General features: G+C 72.0%; 16 protein-coding genes. 12 read left to right on the top strand and 4 right to left on the bottom strand.

The genetic code is table 11. The annotated features are described in order from the left end of the window. Positions 1–176 precede the first annotated feature (176 nt). Entirely contained in the window at positions 177–758 is a 582-nt protein-coding gene (locus AB0C35_RS33895) for an HhH-GPD-type base excision DNA repair protein (RefSeq protein ID WP_358465156.1), read from the bottom strand. A 128-nt stretch (positions 759–886) separates the two neighbouring features. Here AB0C35_RS33895 and AB0C35_RS33890 point away from each other — a divergent pair, with 128 nt between their 5' ends. From AB0C35_RS33890 to AB0C35_RS33845, 10 genes are all read left to right on the top strand, one after another. Then, on the top strand, positions 887–1,558 hold the full coding sequence (locus tag AB0C35_RS33890; protein WP_358465153.1) for a molybdopterin-dependent oxidoreductase: 672 nt from the start codon (positions 887–889) through the stop codon (positions 1,556–1,558). Then, entirely contained in the window at positions 1,512–2,306 is a 795-nt protein-coding gene (locus AB0C35_RS33885) for a cytochrome b/b6 domain-containing protein (protein ID WP_358465151.1), read from the top strand. Before AB0C35_RS33890 ends, AB0C35_RS33885 begins: the two co-directional genes overlap by 47 nt. Positions 2,307–2,446: 140 nt before the next feature. Then, on the top strand, positions 2,447–2,695 hold the full coding sequence (locus tag AB0C35_RS33880; protein WP_358465148.1) for a hypothetical protein: 249 nt from the start codon (positions 2,447–2,449) through the stop codon (positions 2,693–2,695). A 153-nt stretch (positions 2,696–2,848) separates the two neighbouring features. After that, complete coding sequence (locus AB0C35_RS33875; RefSeq protein ID WP_358465296.1) at positions 2,849–4,387, top strand: hypothetical protein; 1,539 nt, start codon at positions 2,849–2,851, stop codon at positions 4,385–4,387. 99 nt (positions 4,388–4,486) lie between these two features. Next, positions 4,487–6,694, top strand: a complete 2,208-nt coding sequence (locus AB0C35_RS33870) for an SseB family protein (protein ID WP_358465145.1) — start codon at positions 4,487–4,489, stop codon at positions 6,692–6,694. A 61-nt stretch (positions 6,695–6,755) separates the two neighbouring features. Then, positions 6,756–8,894 (top strand): SseB family protein, encoded by a 2,139-nt coding sequence (locus tag AB0C35_RS33865; protein WP_358465142.1) that lies wholly within the window; start codon positions 6,756–6,758, stop codon positions 8,892–8,894. Further along, positions 8,891–9,259, top strand: coding sequence for a hypothetical protein (locus AB0C35_RS33860; protein ID WP_358465140.1), 369 nt, complete (start codon positions 8,891–8,893; stop codon positions 9,257–9,259). Before AB0C35_RS33865 ends, AB0C35_RS33860 begins: the two co-directional genes overlap by 4 nt. 32 nt (positions 9,260–9,291) lie before the next feature. Continuing rightward, positions 9,292–10,044, top strand: coding sequence for a 5-oxoprolinase subunit PxpA (locus AB0C35_RS33855; RefSeq protein ID WP_358465137.1), 753 nt, complete (start codon positions 9,292–9,294; stop codon positions 10,042–10,044). Continuing rightward, on the top strand, positions 10,041–10,655 hold the full coding sequence (pxpB, locus tag AB0C35_RS33850) for a 5-oxoprolinase subunit PxpB (protein WP_358465134.1): 615 nt from the start codon (positions 10,041–10,043) through the stop codon (positions 10,653–10,655). Before AB0C35_RS33855 ends, pxpB begins: the two co-directional genes overlap by 4 nt. Further along, the gene (locus AB0C35_RS33845; protein ID WP_358465131.1) at positions 10,652–11,500 is read left to right on the top strand and encodes a biotin-dependent carboxyltransferase family protein; all 849 of its coding nucleotides are present in this window, start codon (positions 10,652–10,654) and stop codon (positions 11,498–11,500) included. Before pxpB ends, AB0C35_RS33845 begins: the two co-directional genes overlap by 4 nt. 15 nt (positions 11,501–11,515) lie before the next feature. Here AB0C35_RS33845 and AB0C35_RS33840 read toward each other — a convergent pair whose 3' ends face one another. The 3 genes from AB0C35_RS33840 to AB0C35_RS33830 form a co-directional block, all read right to left on the bottom strand. Continuing rightward, a complete protein-coding gene (locus AB0C35_RS33840) occupies positions 11,516–12,238 on the bottom strand; it encodes a histidine phosphatase family protein (protein ID WP_358465128.1) in 723 nt (240 codons plus the stop codon). Between the two features lie 76 nt (positions 12,239–12,314). Continuing rightward, positions 12,315–13,400 carry a winged helix DNA-binding domain-containing protein gene (locus AB0C35_RS33835; RefSeq protein WP_358465125.1) on the bottom strand — a complete coding sequence of 362 codons (1,086 nt, stop codon included), beginning with the start codon at positions 13,398–13,400 and terminating at the stop codon, positions 12,315–12,317. Positions 13,401–13,455: 55 nt separating this feature from the next. Then, entirely contained in the window at positions 13,456–16,089 is a 2,634-nt protein-coding gene (locus tag AB0C35_RS33830; protein WP_358465122.1) for an AAA family ATPase, read from the bottom strand. Positions 16,090–16,244: 155 nt separating this feature from the next. Here AB0C35_RS33830 and AB0C35_RS33825 point away from each other — a divergent pair, with 155 nt between their 5' ends. Beyond that, complete coding sequence (locus AB0C35_RS33825) at positions 16,245–17,153, top strand: haloalkane dehalogenase (RefSeq protein WP_358465119.1); 909 nt, start codon at positions 16,245–16,247, stop codon at positions 17,151–17,153. 108 nt (positions 17,154–17,261) lie between these two features. Beyond that, a complete protein-coding gene (locus AB0C35_RS33820; protein ID WP_358465293.1) occupies positions 17,262–17,957 on the top strand; it encodes a ribonuclease HII in 696 nt (231 codons plus the stop codon). Positions 17,958–18,021 lie beyond the last annotated feature (64 nt).

Genomic DNA, 18,021 nt, shown 5'->3' with positions numbered 1-18,021 from the left:
CCTTCGGCTCCAGACGAACCCGCCGGATTCGGACACCGTCGCTGAGGACGCGGGAGGCGGTCCGCCAGGACGGCGAGTAGGAGATGCTACGGCTCCCGGGCATCACGGGGCGTCAACTCGGCTTCATCGGAGTGTTGGGCGCGTTCGCCAGGGTGGCGACCACCATGAGGGGTTCCCTACTTGGTTCCCTTGGCGGCGGTCTTCTGTTCCTGCTTGAAGGCCCGAACCTTCGCCAGAGAGTCCGGGCCGGTGATGTCGGCCACGGAGCGGTGTGAGCCCTCCTCGCCGTAGGCGCCGGCGGCCTCGCGCCAGCCTTCCGGCCGGATGCCGTACTGCTTGCCGAGGAGCGCCAGGAAGATCTGCGCCTTCTGCTTGCCGAAGCCGGGCAGGCCGTGCAGCCGCTTGAAAAGTTCCTTGCCGCTGTCCACGCCCTGCCACACCTTGTCGGCGTCCCCGTCATAGTTCTCCACGAGGTACTGGCACAGCTGCTGCACCCGCTTGGCCATCGACCCGGGGTACCGGTGGACGGCGGGCTTCTCCGACAGCACCGCCGCGAACCGCTCGGGGTCGTGCGCGGCGATCTCGTGCGCGTCCAGATCGTCGGTGCCGAGCCGCTGGGCGATGGTGTAGGGGCCGGAGAACGCCCACTCCATCGGGATCTGCTGGTCGAGCAGCATGCCCACCAGCGCGGCCAGCGGGCTGCGTCCGAGCAGTTCGTCGGCTTCCGGACGCTGTGCGAGATGAACCTTCGTGGCCATGGGCACAAGCTTAAGGCCGCCCCCAGATCTGTCCGAAGTCTTACGAAGGCGGCCGAAACCTGGCATGGCGCGGGCCGCAGTGCTCGAATGAGAACGTGAATGAGGAGGAGCGGCCAGAAGGCAGTCCCGTGGGACGGCGGGTGGTGCTCGGGATGCTCGGCCTCGGCGTGGCGGGGGTCGCCGTGGGAGCGTCCGTGCAGGACAAGGTGAGTCGCGCCCTGGCACCCGTGGGTCCGATCAGCGACGTCCTCCCGGCGGCGGGCGGTTTTCGCTACTACTCGATCACCGGGAGCGTGGAGCGGCACAGCGCCGCGACCCACCGTGTGACCGTCAAGGGCCTTGTCGACAAGCCCCAGGCGTTCCGCATGGCCGACCTTGCGAAGTTGCCTCAGACCGCGCTGGAGAGGGATTTCCAGTGCGTGACGGGTTGGCGGGTACCGGACGTGGGGTGGGCCGGAGTGGCGCTGCCCGATCTGCTGGACGCAGTCGGCGTATCGCCGAAGGCCCGTGCCGTGCGATTCACGTCGTTCGACGGCGTCTACACCGAGTCGCTGACGCTTGAACAGGCGCGGCGGCGGGACGTCCTGGTGGCGACGCAGATGGAAGGCAAACCGGTCACACACGATCACGGCGGGCCGACGCGGCTCTACGTCGCTCCCATGTACGGCTACAAGTCGCTGAAGTGGCTCGACGGCATCGAACTGACCGACGAGCTCATTCCCGGCTACTGGGAGAACCTCGGATACGACGTGCATGCCTGGGTCGGGCGGTCGAACGGGCGTGACGATGTCCCGACGTGACGTACCCCAACGGGAACGGGACGCCGTCCCGTTGGGGCGGGTCCGGTTGGATCGGTTCACGCGTGCCGAGCGGTCGATCCACCACGTGACCGCTGTGTTGATGCTGATCTGCCTGGCGACCGCGGCGTTGCTGTACCTGCCGATGCTGTCGACGCTTGTGGGCTACCGAGAGGTGGTCAAGACCGTCCACGTGTGGTGCGGGTTCGCGCTGCCCGCGCCTATCGTGCTCGGCCTTGTGTCCCGCGCCTTCAGGGCCGACCTCCGGCGGATGAACAGATTCGCTCCGCACGACTGGGCCTGGCTCAAGAGCAGTGACCGCAGGGTCGTGCGAGCCGGGCGCGGGGTCTTCCCCGTGGGCAAGTTCAACGCGGGGCAGAAGCTGAACGCGGCGTTCACCGCGGGCGCGATCCTCATCATGCTCGGCACCGGCGAGATCATGACCTTCCCCGGCCCCTGGGGAGACCGGTGGCGGACGGGCGCGACGTTCGTCCACGACTGGCTCTTCCTCCTCATCGCCGTGGTGACCGCGGGGCACCTGTGGGAGGCGTTCCGGGACCGCGGCGCGCTCAGCGGGATGCTGACCGGGCGGGTCGATCTCGACTGGGCGGCGCGGCACCACGCGGGCTGGGCGGACGACTGGCAGCGATCATCGCGAAGGGCGCAGGTCAGGGCGGTGGACGCCGATCCGGACGGGGCCTCCGCGGAAGACGGCCCAGACTTTGCGAAACGACGCCCCGATTTGTCTTGACTCTCCTCCCAAAACCGCTGGAATGGGACATCGAGGCGGGTTCACGCGGAAGCTCCCGAGCCTGGGTCGATCCGTACGCGCTCCGTCTCGACCGGCGGCGTCCCCGTCCGCCGGAACCCCGCGTGCGGAGGTGTGGGCAGATGCATGCACTGGCCGATCACCGGAGCGAGACCCGCGACGAGCTCACACAGCGGCTTGGCGACGAGTTCGTGACCTTTCCCTTGGACGCGGTGCACCGGTGCGTGGCGGACGTCCAGGCTTGCATGGCCCATCTTGGGCTCGAAGCAACGCCTGCCAGAGTCGAACGGATGGCGCGCGAACATCTCACCGGAAAGCTGAAGTCGGAGCCGCCTTCCAGGGGCGCACCGGCGGACGGAGTGGACGGCTGAGCAGTCGGCCGCGTCCTGCGAAGGGACTGCGCGGACCCGCGCCGGATCTGAGAGGCTAGAAGCGTGAGTCCCCGCAGCCGCCACCGCTCCTCCGGGGACCCTGGCCGGGACGGATCGACGCCCCCGGACGAGGTCTCGGCGATTTTCGACGGCATGCTGCAGCACGCCCGCGAGCTGCTGGCCGTGCGCAGCCCCCTGGACGCCGAGCTCATCGTCAGCGAGATCCTCGGGGCCTGGTGGGGGCACCGGGTACCGGACGGCGACGTCGAGGAGGTCATCGGCGAGGCCCTCGTCGACTACGCCAGGACGGCCGGGACACCGGCCGCGCTGGCGCTGCTCACCGGCATGGCCTACATGGGCACGCCGCGGCAGGCGGCCAAGGCGGAGCGCGCGGCGCTCGAACTGATGGAGAACGGGGTCGCCAGACCGGGATGGGCGGACCGCGTCGGAATGGTCGCCCCCGAGGACTGCTACGTGTCCAGGGACGTCTTCGGCGACCAGGACTCCATCGTCTGCACCTACAGCTACGGAGGAGCCGAACGGCACGCGCTGGTCATCCTGGTCGATCGCAACAAGGCCGGGGCCGTCCAGCCGGCGGGCGACCCGTTCGCCCCGGCCGCACGCGCCGGACGGCCGCCGACGAGCGGGATGGTCCGGGACGCCTGGGTCTCGTCCCGTGTCGACACGCTCCTCGACCATTGCCGCCGCGAAGGCCGCGACAACCCGCTGATGCGGTTCGAGCAGCTCGATCCGCGCGACACCAAGGCGCTGCTGTGGAGCGCCCTGGACCTCACCGACGACACCGACGACCCGCCGGTGAACGAGAACTTCGGCACCTACCACGCCTTCGTCCGGGCGCGGGTGGACATCCTGCCGCCGGGCGGCCGGCTGCCCCAGCCGCCGGTGTACGGGCCCGACAGGCGCGCGACGATCGCCGCGCGGTTCCTCGCCTCCGACGAGGCGGAGGGCCTGTCCGACCGCTCGGCCGCCAGCCGGTGCGTCGACCGCATCATCGACTACGGCTGCACCCACGACTTCGGGCGGCCGCTGCGGGTCAGCCCGCTCAAATGCGAGATGTTCCTGCTCGACTGGCTGCCACGCAAGGTTTTACTTTCCCCGACGGAACAAGACGCTGTCCCCCACGTGCTGGCCGCGTGGGTGCGGTGGGCGGGCAAGCGCACAGGGCTGCCCGAAGAGGGCATCAGGGCCACGCTGGACGCCCTCTGGGACGCCACCGCGAAGTTCGCCGACGCCTACCGCGACCCGTCCGCTTTCGGCCTCGACCGCGAACTCGTCGGACGGCTGCTGCCCGACGGCGACCTGGAGGCGCTGTCGCGCCGGGCGTTCGCCCTGCCGTTCCTGTCGGGCACCCACCGCCGGTCGGGGCGGCACGGCTTCATCGACCTGTCGACCTTGGATCCCGCCGACCCGGACGACCGCCGCGTCGTCCTGGAATTCGAGCATCCCGGCGCCGACGAGGAGCACATCGAGGCCCACGAGCGCCTCACGGAGCGGCTGTGGGACGGCGAGCCGCCGCAGCTGTGGGAGACCGCCCAATCGCTGCTCGACGTCGGCTACGAACGCCATGAGATCCTGCACAAACTCATCGACGTCCTCGACCGCTGCGGGGACGACCCGGAGGCTCTGCGCGAGGCCCTGCGTGTGCTGCGTCACGAACCCCCACCCGAGTGAACTCCCGGTTTGCGCGCGGCGTCCCCGGCGACAATCATCGGGTCTCGGGCATGGTCTCGCGGGGGCCCGGGGGCCGGCCCCCGGTCGTAGGGAGTGATCTTGTTGGAGTGGTCCGAGTTCGCCCGGCGGCTGGGGCGTGAACTGGCGGGTCTCGAACGGGACACCATCCTCATCGTGCGCGAACGCGATGAGAGCCGCCACTACGTCCAGGCCATGCGCGAGCCCGACCGGCTCTACGCCGAGGCCGTCAGCAACAACTTCCTCGACGGGCCGCTGCTGCTCACGCTGGCCGACGAGGAGGTCATGAGCGACGCGGGCTGGCGCCCGCCCGCCGAGCCCGCCCCGCGCAACTGGTGGACGGAGCTTCCTGAGTTCGGCGTGCCCGGCGGGATGCTGTCGGTGAGCGACGTCGACTTCTCGCGGCTGGCCGAGGTGATGGTCACCGCTCTCCGCGACGTCCAGGGCGTCCGGCGGCCGTCCGACCTCGTGTACGAGTCGTTCCACCGGCACGGCACCGGCCTGATCGAGCTGCTCGACTTCGGCATCGACGTCGCCGACGCGTCGCGGGTGAACCAGCGCCGCTCCTCGTCCGGCGGCCCGGTCGGCGAACCGTCCGGCGGCCCACTCGCCGGAGCCGATCCCCTGCCCGCGGGCACGCCCCCTGCGGGGACCTCGATGCCGCCGCAGGCGGAGCGCCTTCCCGGCGCGGACGCCGACCTGCTCGAACCCCGCCTGGCCGAGGCCAAGGCGAACGGCGACAACACCACGTACTTCCGGCTGCTGGCCGACGCCGACCTGGTGCTCCCGGCGACCGCGTCCGCCGTGGAGGACCCCGACCGCGCCGAGTTCCCCACCACCGCCATCGGCAGCGACACCTACGTCACGGTGTTCACCTCTCCCGGCGCCCTGGCCCGCACCGGCGACCGGCACCCCGGCCTCTACCGGCGCACCTCGTTCGCACGGCTTGCGGCCGGCTGGCCGGACCCGGCATGGCGTCTCGCGATCAACTGGGGCCTGCCGAGCGAGGTCCTCCTGGACTCGTCCGTCATTCCTCGCCTGCACGCAAGCCCGGACGTGTCGCCGCCCGCTGAGCCGGACGTCCCCAACCCGTACGGAACGGTCGACCCGAACGCACTCGCTGGGCCCAACCCCGTCGCAGGCGGCTCGGTCCCCGCGGTCAATGGTTCGGCCCCCAGTGCGGACAGCGCGGACGACGATGCCCATACGGCGGTCGACCCTTTCACTGCGGCCGATCTGCGGGCGGCACTCGAAGCCGGGGACCCCGCGCTGCCCGTGGACGCCGGCGCCGCCGCGGAAGCGGGACCGGCCGAGCCGCAGCCCTCCGAGCCGATGATCGCAGGCTCGAAGAGCCCCGCACCGGAGCCCTTGAACCCGCCACATCCGGAACCGCCCGCCCACCCGAAGCCCGAGCCGCTTCGGCCCGAGCCCATCCAGGGCGAACACCCCGAACCCGAGCGGCTTCAACCCGAGCCCGTTCAGCCAGAGCGTCCTCAATCCGAGCGCGCACAACCCGAGCACCTCAAGCCCGAGCTTCTACAGCCCGAACGTGTTCAGGCCGAACCTGTTCAGGCCGAACCTGTTCAGGCCGAGCGGCTCGAACCCGAGCATCCTCAACCCGAGCGCGTTCAATCCGAGCGTCCTCAGGCCGAGCGACTTGAACCCGAGCGGCTTGAACCCGAGCGCCTTCAGCCCGAGCGACTTCAGCCCGAGCGACTTGAACCCGAGCGTCCTCAGGCAGAGCACGTACAACCCGAGCGCCCTGAATCCGAGCGCCCTCAGGCCAAGCACGTACAACCCGAGCAAGTACAACCCGAGCACGTTCAGCGCGAGCACGTTCAGGCTGAGGGCGTCCAGCCCGAGCGGCTTGAACCCGAGCGTCCTCAGGGCGAGCGCGTGCAGCCCAAGCAAGTTCAGCCCGAGCGCGTACAACCCGAGCGGCTCGACGCCGAGCGGCTTCAGGGCGAGCATCTTCAGCCCGAGCGCGTTCAGGTCGAGCGGCTTGGGTCCGAGGGCGTTCAGCGTGAGCGGCTCGAATCGGAGCGTCCGGAACCGGGGCGTGTTCAGGCGGAGGCGGGCGCGGCGCTTCCGCTGGGCGCGCCGACGAGCAGGCAGTCCGCCGTCCCGGAGCAGCGGGCCGCCGGCGTCCCGATACGGCTGCCCCACGGCGCTCGCCTCTGGCGCTGGACCGGTGACGGTGACGAGACGCCCCTCGCGGTCTACGACGCAGTCGGGGGTGTCTGGGCGCCGGTGAGGGCCGACGCCGTTCCGGCTCCGCGGACCGAGTGACGCACCGTTCGGCTACCGTCGAGTACGGCCCCCGCACCATGGACGTGAAAGTGGATCCCGAGTGGACTGGAACGACTTCGCCAAACGGCTGACGCTGGAGCTCTCCCGGCTGCCGGTCACGTCGTTCCTCATCGTGCAGGGCCCCAGTGGGCTGCCCTACGTCCAGGCGATGAGGGCGGAGGGCGTGCTCGACGCCGAAGCGGTCAGCAGCGCGTTCCTGCCCCGGCCGCTCGCCCCGCGGCAGGAGCGGCGGCTGAGGGCGCTCGGCTGGGAACCCCCGGACGAGGAGGAACGCAAGAACTGGTGGCACCAGTTCACGCTGCGCGACCGCGGCGGCCGGGCCTCGGCTGAGCAACTGGAGGCCTGCGCGCTCCTCGCGGGGCTGCTGGTCGGCGCGTTCCGTGACGTCTACCGCATCGAATCGCCGCTCGAACTGGTCTACCAGGCGAGCCGGTCCGGCCCCGAGGGCGGTCCGCTGGCGCTGCCGGGGCTCGGCATCCCGCTGGCCGTCCCCGACGCGGAGACCCGATCCGCCGCACGTCCCGCCCGGCCGGCGGGTTCCACGCTGGAGACCGCGCTGGCGGAGGCGCGTGAACGCGGCGACCAGCACGGCTATCTGGAACTCCTCGCACGCGCGGTTCTGTATCTGCCCGCCCCCGGCGACCCGGGGAGCGCCGACCATCAGTTCGCCACCGCCCAGTTCGGCGACGGAACGTTCGTCCTGGCGTTCACCTCTCCCGAGGCCATGGACCGCTCCCTGCAAGGACAGGCGGTGCACCACCGGGAGGCGTCGCTGTCGGAGCTGTCCCGGCGCTGGCCGCATCCGGACTGGCAGCTCGCGGTCAACCCGGGTCTGCCCAGCGCGTCCTACCTGGACGCCAACGCGCTGTTCGAGCCGGAGGAGCCGCGGACGCCCTCCGGCCCGACGCCGCCGGCACCGACGGACGTCCATGTCGCGGGGGCCTCGTCCCGCACGAGGACCCGCGGCGTCAAGCCGTCCGGCGGTTCCGCCGGTGGCCGGGGCGCTCCCAGGCCGCCGGAGAGCCCCGCGCCGCCGCGGACCGCATCTCCTGCACCGTCGGACGTCCCCGTCGCCTCACAGGCGCCCACACGCCCGGCCGGCGACGCTCCCGCGCCCCGTCCCGCGGCGCCCCCTCAGCCGCGGCGTCCGGAGGTCCCCGCGGCCCGGGAGACCGTCGGCGACCCGCAGGGCCTCCCCGTAGCGCCCCTCTACGGCCAGCGCGAGGCCGCGGAGGCGGCCTCGCGTCACCGCGCCGCCCCGGTCGTCCCGCAAAGCACCGCACCGAACGCACCTGATCCTGCGCAGAGCCTGCCGCCGCGCCCCGCGCAGAGCCCGCCGCCGCAGAGCCCGCCGTTGGGCGCGCCAGGCGGTCGTCCGGAAAGGCCCGCTGCCGCCCAGGCGGCCCCCGGCTACACGCAGGACAGGACGAGCACGTCCCAGAGCGGGGTACGCGACACACGAGCCGAACCGATCGCTCCGCACGCCGGACCGGGTGTAGGCACGGACGCGCCAAGCCGTCCGCAAAGTGCACCGGGCGCACCGGTCGGGCGAGAGCAGCGGATGCGGACACAGGACATCCCTGTCGCGAGCCGTGAGCGCAGCGGCGCCGCCGAGAAGCGGGAGGCTCCCGCCAAGGAGCCCGCCCATGAGGGCCGGACACCACCGGACGGCGCGTCCCAGGTCGTGGTGATGCAGAAGGTGGTGCGGCCCGAGCATGTGCAGCACTACCTGGAGGGCGGCTACGACCTGGTCGCCGGATACGTGCACCGGCTGAAGGACGTCCGGGAGATGACGACTCCCGGCGCGCTGATCCGCTGCCTCGGGCTGGTGTACGAGGGTTCGCCGTTCACGCCCGCGGACGAGGAGATCCACGCGATCCGGTGGCCGGCGGTGAAGCCGCCGCTGTTCCGGCGGCCGCTGGGCGGGATCGACGAGTGGAGCATGGGGATCATCCCGGGCGGCTGGGTGATCGAGAAGGCGCCGTTCCCCGGTTCGGGGTACGCGCCGGGCGACGGTCCCGCCATCCCGGAGTTCAAGATCGAGAGTCAGCGGCTGCCGCACGGCGCCGAGCTGTACCGCCTCGCCGCGGACGGCAGGGAGGCGCTGGTGGCGCGCTACGACGCCGACCTGCGCAGATGGCTGGTGAAGCTGCCGGAAAGGCCGGGGGGACGGGCATGAGCATCCGGCACGGCTTCTACGCGGGCTGGCGCGGCGCCGAGTACGAGGCGAGCCCGGACGGTGACCGGGTGCGGCTCTACGCCTCGCGGCACACCGACGGTTTCAGGCAGGTGATGCCCGGCCGGTACATCCATGTGGTGCCGCTGTCGGACGTCGACCGCCTGCAGTACGTCACGACCCACTGCGTCTGGCGCGGTGAACCGTTCGTCGTGCTGGGCGAGCACGAGGGCTGGTTGCGCGTCGAGTACAGCGGCGGCAAGGCGCCGGTGGCGGAGCAGCTCGGCCTGGAGCTGTTCGACCGTGGCGTGTACCAGGCGTGGGCGTCCAAACACGAGGTCGAGGACGTCCACGAGGAGACCGTCTGAGCTGAGACAATCGGTTTCAGGGGGTCTTGGTCATGGCGGTCATCGATATCAACGCAGACCTCGGCGAGGGGTTCGGCATCTGGGAGCTGGGCGACGACCTGGCGCTGCTGGACATGATCACGAGCGCGAACGTGGCGTGCGGGTTCCACGCGGGCGACCCTCTGATCATGCGGCGGGTGTGCGCCGCGGCGGTCGAGCGCGGGGTGACCATCGGCGCGCAGGTGTCGTACCGGGACCTGGCCGGTTTCGGACGCCGCGAGATGGACGTGCCGGCGCCGGAGCTGACCGCCGAGGTCCTGTACCAGCTCGCGGCGTTGGACGGCATAGCGCGCACGGAAGGCGGACGTGTGTCTTACGTCAAACCGCATGGGGCGCTCTACAACCGGGCTGCCCGTGACGTCGTCCAGGCCCGCGCCCTCGCCGAGGCGGTACGTGCGTACGACCCTTCGCTTCCGCTACTGACCCTTCCGGGTTCCGCGGTGCACGACGTCGCCGATGGGCTCACCGTGGTCGCCGAGTGCTTCGCCGACCGGGCCTACACGCCTGCTGGTGCACTCGTGTCACGCAAAGAGCCGGGGGCCGTGATTCACGATCAGAACGCCGTCGTTGAGCGGGTCGTCCGAATGGCCGTGGACGGCACCGTCGTGGCGGCGGACGGTACCCAGGTCGCGTTGAAGGCCCGTTCGGTCTGCGTGCACGGCGACACTCCGGGCGCGGTGGCTCTCGTGCGGGCCGTCCGGGCTGCGCTGTCCGAGGCGGGCGTCGCGCTGGAGCCGTTCGCGTGAAGGTGCTGCGGGCCGGTGACGCGGCCCTGCTCGTCGAGACCGCGGATCTCGCGACCGCGCACCGGTTGAACGCCGCGCTGCGGAACGAGCCTCTGCCCGGCGTCGTGGACGTCGTCCCCGGGGAGCGGACCGTCCTGGTGGTGACCGACCCTTCGGCCGATCTGGCCGGCCTCGCAGCACGGCTGCCGCACCTGCGGCTGCCGGAGGACCCCGACGGCGACGCGGAGCCGGTGGAGGTCCCGGTGACCTACGACGGCGCGGATCTCGACGAGGTCGCCGATCTCACCGGGCTGTCGCGGGACGAGGTCGTCCGCCGGCACTCCGCCGCCACGTACACGGTCGCCTATCTGGGCTTCTCCCCCGGATTCGGCTACCTGACGGGCCTCGACCCGGCGCTGCGGGTGCCGCGCCGCGCGTCGCCGCGCACGTCGGTCCCGGCGGGTTCGGTCGCGATCGCGGACCGGTACGCGGCCGTCTACCCGTCCCCGTCGCCGGGCGGCTGGCGGCTGCTCGGACACAGCGGGCTGCGGCTGTGGGACGTGACGCGCGACCCGCCGTCGCTGCTCCGGCCGGGCATGCGCGTCCGTTTCGTTCCCGGGGGGCCTTCTTGATCGAGGTCGTCCGGCCCGGGCCGCTGGCGACCGTCCAGGATCTCGGCAGGCCCGGCCGCGCCCACCTGGGCGTCCCGTGCTCCGGCGCCGCCGACGAACGCGCCTTCCGCCTGGCCAACCGGCTCGTCGGGAACCCGGAGGGCGCCGCGGCCGTGGAGCTGACGTTCGGCGGGGCGGCCCTGCGTTTTCACCGGCACGCCTGGGTCGCGGTCACGGGTGCGCAGGCGCCGCTGAGCATCGACGGCCGCGCCCACGGGACGCACGCACCCGCCCACGTCCCGGCCGGAGCGCTGGTGGAGGTGGGCACGCCGTCGTCCGGGCTGCGCAGCTACCTGGCCGTCCGCGGTGGCGTCGCCGTCGACGAGACTCTGGGGAGCCGTTCGACCGATCTTCTGTCCGGGCTCGGCCCCGCGCCCCTGTCATCCGGGGACCGCCTTCCGCTGGGTTCCGCCAAGGGGCTGTCGGAGATCACCGTGGACGTCGCACCCGCGCCGCCCTTGCCGGAGACGCCGGTACTGCGGATCCTGCCGGGTCCGCGTGACGACTGGTTCACCGAGGACGCGGTGGCCACGCTCACGTCCACGCCCTACGAGGTGTCGCCGGACTGCAACCGTGTGGGGGTACGGCTGGACGGCCCGCCCATCGTCCGCGCGCGCGCCGGCGAACTCGGCAGCGAAGGCATGGTCACCGGTGCACTTCAGGTACCGCCCAGCGGGATGCCGATCATCTTCCTGGCCGACCATCCGACGACCGGCGGCTACCCCGTGGTCGCGGTGCTCGCCTCGGCCGCCGTCGCCGACGCCGCGCAGCTACGTCCCGGCCAGCACGTCCGCTTCCGCCTCTAGCCCAGGTTCCGGCCTCTAGGTCAAGGGGGCGGGGACGGACCAGTCCAGGTGGGAGACGTCGTTGAATCCGCGGATGGACGACAGGTCGCCGAGCCTCACCAGCAGGGAGATCGACGCGTTGTCCGGCGCGAGGAACGCGAACCGCCTGGCCCCGGTCACGGACGCGAGCGCCTGCGCGATGACGCCGCCGTGGGTGAACACCGCGACCCGCCCGCCCGCGTGCGCGGCGGCCAGCCGCGTGAGGCTCTCGTCGACGCGCGCCGCGAACGCCTCGTGGTTCTCCGCACCGGGGATGACGTCCCAGCGCTCCTCGGCGAACATCCGCTGCACTACCGGGGCGTTCTCGGCGACCATCTTGCGGAACAGCCCGCCTTCCCATTCGCCCAGGTGCACCTCGCGCAGGCCGGGCTCGACGCGCGGCTCCAGCCCGAGCCGGCGTGCCAGCGGCGCCGCCGTCTGCGCCGTGCGGCGCAGGGTCGTCACGTAGATGGCATCTAGGCGTTCGTCCGCGAGCCGCTCACAGACCCGCTCGGCCTGCTCACGTCCCTCTGGCGCGAGGTCGGGGTCACCTTGGCCGTCCACGAGGGGGAAGGGCCGGTCCGGACGGGCGGGCGCGGAGGCGCCGTGCCTGATCAGCAGAAGCTCGGCCGCGCCGTCCGGCGCCTTGTACCGCTTCTGCCCGTACTCGAGCGGTTCGTCCCGCTCGGCCGGCTCGGCCTGCTCATCTCGCTGGTCCACGGAACGGCACCCTAGACGAATGGCCTGAACCCATCATGAACCGGGGCTGGCCGCACATCTCCCAGTGCGGAGGCTCTCAGCTCAGCAGCGCCGCCAGGCGACTCAGCTCGTTCTTGAGCGGAGCGGCGGGGATGTCCTCGAACGGGGTCACGGCCAAGTCACCGCCCTTGGCCTCCCAGACGCCCGCCACGCGGCCTTCATGCAGGACGACCGGGGAGATCCAGCCCGCCGCGCGGCTCACGTCTTTGCGACGCTCGGCGGGCACCAGGTACGTCGCGGACGTCCCGGCCCCCAGGACGTACTGGTCGAACGCGCCGAGCAGCCGGACGGACGTGCTGGGCTCTGTGGCCAGAAGCTCATCAAGATGCTCCCGCAGCACGTACATCTGCACGCCGTCCACCTCGACGGTGGAGAGCCCGTCCTCGGCGGCCGCGAACCAGCTTTTGACATCCTTCTTCCGGTTCAGCTTGCGCATGAGCCAGTTGTCGAACATGTCGGGGGTCGCGGGCCCATGTGCGCCCAGGAACGCATGGATCACCGTCCGGGCGGCGTCCTCCACGGGCGGCAGGCCCGTCCAGCCGGGCAGCCACCTCTCCGGCGAGGTGAACGTCACGCGCGTGCCCTGCGGCGGCCCCTGGCAGAGGACGCCCCACCAGGCCAGCGGTTTGAGGAGGGTGCTCCAGCCGGAGCCGAGCACGTCCGCGAGATGCCGCGAGCCGGTCTTGTCGACGACGGCCGTGGTGAGCTCCTCGCGTGTGAGGATCGACCCGTCCGCGAGGGCGTCCCTCGCCGCCTCGGCGATCGCCTCCAGGTCGGCGGGCGTGGCCCCGAAGTTCCGCTGCCAGACAGGCTTCTCCCAGTTGCGCACGGCGGCGGACAGCACGAGATAGGCGGCGGCCTCATCGGCGGGCAGCAGATGCAGGGTTCCCCGGGCGGCCCACGTCTTGACGAGGGTCCGTTCGTCGAGCAGCGCCCGCGCCACGGCGCCCGTTTCGGGAGCCGCCTGCCGCACCGCGACCGCGAGTGCCGCCGACGACGCGACCTGCGCCTGCACCCCGGCCAGGCGTCGCGTGATCTGCACGGCCGACGCGTCGCCCGGGGAGTCGATGAATTGCCGCCGCATCCGCCAGGCGAGCACCTGGGCCCACGTCACCGAGGTCATGCCCCGATTACAGCGCATGCCGCCGACAGGACGCGCCGATGCCCCCGGGCTCCCCTCACGCCAGCCGGTGGGTGAGGTCGGCGAAGGCGTCGCGGACGTCCTCGGTGGTGAGGAGCGTGAGGTCGTCGGCCGTCGCGGCGTCGCCGAGTTCGGCCGCCCGCAACGCCCGGCACGCGCATGCCTTCTCGTACATGGAGCGGGCGAAGCGGCCGTTGCCCAGCTCGTCGATCCGGCCCGCTCCGCAGACGCGCTGGAAGACCAGCGCGAGGTCGTCGAGGGCGCGTTCCTCCCAGTGGTCGCCGCCCTCGTCGGCGATGAGCTGGGCGATGCGGAGCAGTTCGTCCGGCCCGTAGGACGGGAAGTCCACGCGGACGTCGAACCGTGAGGCGAGCCCAGGGTTGGACGACAGGAACCGGTCCATGTCGCCCTCGTAGCCGGCGAGGACGACGACGAGGCGATCCCGGTCGTCCTCGGCGCGCTTCAGCAGCGTCTGCACCGCCTCGGCGCCGAACGCGTCCCCGCCGGAGTAGCCGGGGTTGGTCAGCGAGTACGCCTCGTCGATGAACAGGATGCCGCCGAGCGCGGAGTCGACGACCTTGTTCGTCTTCAGCGCGGTGGCGCCCAGGTGCTCACCGACGAGGTCGGCGCGCTGGGCCTCGACCACCTCGGGACGGGCGAGGAGGCCCGCCGCGGCGAAGATGCGGCCGAGCACGCGCGCGACGGTGGTCTTGCCGGTGCCGGGCGGCCCGGTGAAGACGAAGTGGCGGGTCGGCGGGCGGGTGACCAGGCCCTGGTCGTGCCGCATCCGGGCGACCTGGAGCTGGGCGGCGATCTCCCGGACCTGCCGCTTCACCGGTTCTAGCCCGATCATCGCGTCGAGCGAGCCGAGCGCCTCGTCCAGCGTCGGCGTCTCGGCGTAGCCGCGGTACCGCTCGGTGACCTCGGCGAACGCCGTCTCGACGTCCTCGGCGCGCAGGGTGACCAGGTCGTCGGCGCTGGGGGTGACCGGCCCCTTCGAGGCGGAGACGGCATCGACGACCCGCACGTCCCGCGCGCGCGCCGCCGCCTCGGTCAGCGACCGGACGAACCTGCCGTTTCCCAGTTCGTCGACGATGCCGCGCCGTTCGACCTCCTCGAAGCGCACGGCGAGCCGCTGACGGGCCTCCGGGTCGAGGCGGTCCTCGCGGAGCCCGGTGTGGTAGTCGGCGATCTGCAGCAGTTCGGACGGACGGTAGGACGGGAAATGCACGCGCGTCCCGAACCGTGAGGCCAGCCCAGGGTTGGAGTCGAGGAACTCGGCCATCTGCGCGTCGTACCCCGCAAGGATGACGACCAGGTTGTCGCGGTCGTCCTCCGCGCGTTTGAGAAGTGTCTGCACGGCCTCGTCACCGAACCGGTCGGGCTGCCCCTCGGCGGAGTTGGCCAGGCTGTACGCCTCGTCGATGAACAACATCCCGCCGAGCGCGGAATCGACGAGCCGGTTGGTCTTGATGGCCGTGGCACCGAGGAACTCACCGACGAGGTCGGCCCGGTGTGCCTCGACCACGGTCCGCTCTGGCAGCAGCCCGAACGCGTAGAAAATCTTGGCCAGGACGCGCGCGACGGTGGTCTTGCCCGTCCCGGACGGCCCGACGAACACGAAGTGCCGCATCGGCTTCTCCGTGGGGACCCCGGCGGCGGCGCGCATGTGCGCGGCCTCGATGGACGCAGCGATGGAACGGACCTGCCGCTTGACCGGTTCGAGCCCGATCATGTCCTCCAGCTCGGCGAGTGCTTCGGCCACGGATATCTCAGGCACCTTTTCAGTTCGAGTCTCCGCCGGGCCTGCGCGGTCGGCGGCGGTGGCGGCCGCCTGCGCCGCGGCGCGCTGCCCGTGGCCCGCCTGCGCGGCGGCCGATGCGGCGGCGTCGTCATCGACCGGGTTCCGCCGGCTGGATCCGCCGGGCTGGTCGGATCCGCCGGGGCGGTCGGACCGGCCGGGCCTGCTCGGCTTGTCTCCCTTGTCCCCTCTATCGGGGTGGTTCGGCCGTTCCCGCTTGTCGGGGCCGGGCGGGTTCCTGCGCGGACCCGCCGTACCGTCCCCCTTCGGGCCGGCCTGCTCCTGTACCCAGCCGGTCTCGTACGCCTCGGCGGGCACCGCGCGCCGCGCCTGGTCCCAGCGGTAGGCGAGGAGGCCGATGGCCGCCGCCCAGCCGGGCGCCACGCTCGCCTCCGGCAGCACGGGGGCCACCGCCGCCGTCAGCACGCCGGCTGCGCCCAGGGCCAGGAGCGCGGTGCGCCACGGCGTGTACCCGCGCAGACGGAACGCGACGACCGCCACGGGCAGGGCGAGCACCGCCAGAAGCAGCGCGGGGTTCAGGTAAGGCGGCCGCCCTTCGTCCGGGTAGAGGCCGCCCAGTGGCACCGACAGCGCCAGCCACGACACGATCACCGCGACGACCGCCATCCCCGTGGGCGACCGCAAGGTCAGATGGACGGCCACGAGCAGGATCACCGTGGACGCCGCCGCGGCGAGGATCGGCCCGTCCACCACGACCGTGGCCGACAGCACCAGCGCGACCGACAGCACACCGCCCAGGAACCGCACGCCTGGGGTGACCTGGAAGTAACGCCACCGCAGGCGCTCGAAAAGATCCCGCGCCGCGGCGTCCTTCGCCGGGCGGGAACGCGACCTGCCAAACAAAGCCATCAGAAGCGAGTAAAGCGCAGGACCGCCCGGAACGGGACTCCCCGCGCGCGGTTCGTTGACTCCCCACACCGCGGCCTGGTGCGGAACAGAGAAAACCCCTACCCGGGACCAGGACTCTCGTCCTGTCCAGAACGATGTTCGGCATGATGGGGCCCATGCGGATCCTGCGCACGCCCGAGGAGCGTTTCACCGGTCTCCCCGACTTCCCCTACGAACCGCGCTACGCCGACGTCCCCGCACCGGACGGCGACGTCGCCCTGCGCATGGCCTATGTCGAGACCGGGCCCTCCGACGGCCCGGTGGTGCTGTGCCTGCACGGCGAGCCGAGCTGGTCGTTCCTCTACCGGCACGTCATGCCGGTCCTGGCGGACGCGGGCCTGCGGGTGGTCGTGCCCGACCTGATCGGTTTCGGCCGTTCCGACAAGCCCGCCGAGATGGGCGACCACACCTACGCCCGGCACATCGAGTGGACGCGCTCACTGGTGTTCGACGCCCTCGGCCTCCAGGACGTGACCCTGGTCGGGCAGGACTGGGGCGGCCTCATCGGCCTGCGGCTGGTGACCGCCCACCCGGAGCGGTTCTCGCGCGTGGTCGCGGCCAACACGGGCCTGCCCACCGGGGACTTCCCCATGCCGGAGACGTGGCTGAAGTTCCGGCAGTCGGTCCGCAGCGCGCCCGAGTTCGACGTCGCGCGGAGCGTCGCCTCCGGATGCCGCACCGCACTGCCGGACGACGTGCGCGCCGCCTACGACGCGCCGTTCCCCGACGAGTCGTTCAAGGCGGCTCCGCGCGCCATGCCCGCCCTCGTCCCGGCCGAGCCCGACGATCCCGAGGCGCAGCCCAACCGCGACGCCTGGGACGTCCTGCGCTCGTGGGACAAGCCCTTCCTCGTGGCCTTCAGCGACCAGGACCCCATCACCGGGCCGATGGCGCCGCTGTTCAAGCAGCTGATCCCGGGCGCGCAGGGCATCGGGCACCCTACGATCGAGGGCGCCGGGCATTTCCTCCAGGAGGACGGCGGGGAACGCCTCGGCCACGCGATCGCGGCCTTCGTGCGCTCCTGAGCAGGATCCCCGTAAGGAGACTCCTTGACCGACTCCACCCACGCCCTGCCCGGACTGGATCCCGCCCCGGCGGTCGCCAGGGACGTCTCCCGTGTGGCGGGCTACGAGATCGAGGACGAGCTTCGGGCGGCGCCGTCCGGCAGCGGCCGTCCCCTCAGGATCGCCGGGGTGGACGAGGTCGGACGCGGTGCCTGGGCGGGCCCGGTCGTCGTGTGCGCGGCGGTCACCGACCTGACCCCGCCGCCCGTCCTGCAAGGCAGGGGCGACAGGACGATCGGGCTGACCGACTCCAAACTCCTCACCGGGCCCCACCGCGAGTCGTTCGCCGAACTGCTGCCCGGCTGGCTCGCCGGGCACGCCATCGGCGCGTCCGGTCCCGAAGAGATCGACGAGGTCGGCATGACGGAGGCGCTGCGGCGCGCCGCCGTCCGCGCCCTGAAGGCGCTGCCCGTCACGCCGGACGTGGTCATCCTGGACGGCAAGCACGATTTCCTGAGCCGGCCCTGGCGGGTGCGCTGCGAGGTGAAGGCCGACCAGCGGTCGGTCACGGTCGCGGCCGCGTCCGTCCTGGCGAAGGTTCACCGTGACCGGCTGATGGCCGACCTGGACGGCGCGTTCCCCGGCTACGGGTTCGCGGACAGCGCCGGGTATCCGTCACCCGTCCACCAGAAAGCCCTGCAGGAGTCCGGACCCACACCGCATCACCGGATGTCGTGGTCCTACCTGGACGACCTTCCGCGCTGGCGGCACCTGAAGAAACACCGCGACCCGCTCGCCGGAGAGGGCCAGCTGAGCCTTCTGTGACTCGCCCCCGCGTCCCGGCAGGAGTCATGTCCGCCGGCTCGGGTAGGCGCGAAAGCGGGAGGTA

It is taken from the genome of Spirillospora sp. NPDC048819, from assembly GCF_040650055.1.
GTDB lineage: Bacteria > Actinomycetota > Actinomycetes > Streptosporangiales > Streptosporangiaceae > Spirillospora.
Note: the sequence above shows the minus strand (reverse complement) of the source record. Positions and strands in the feature narration are given on the sequence as shown.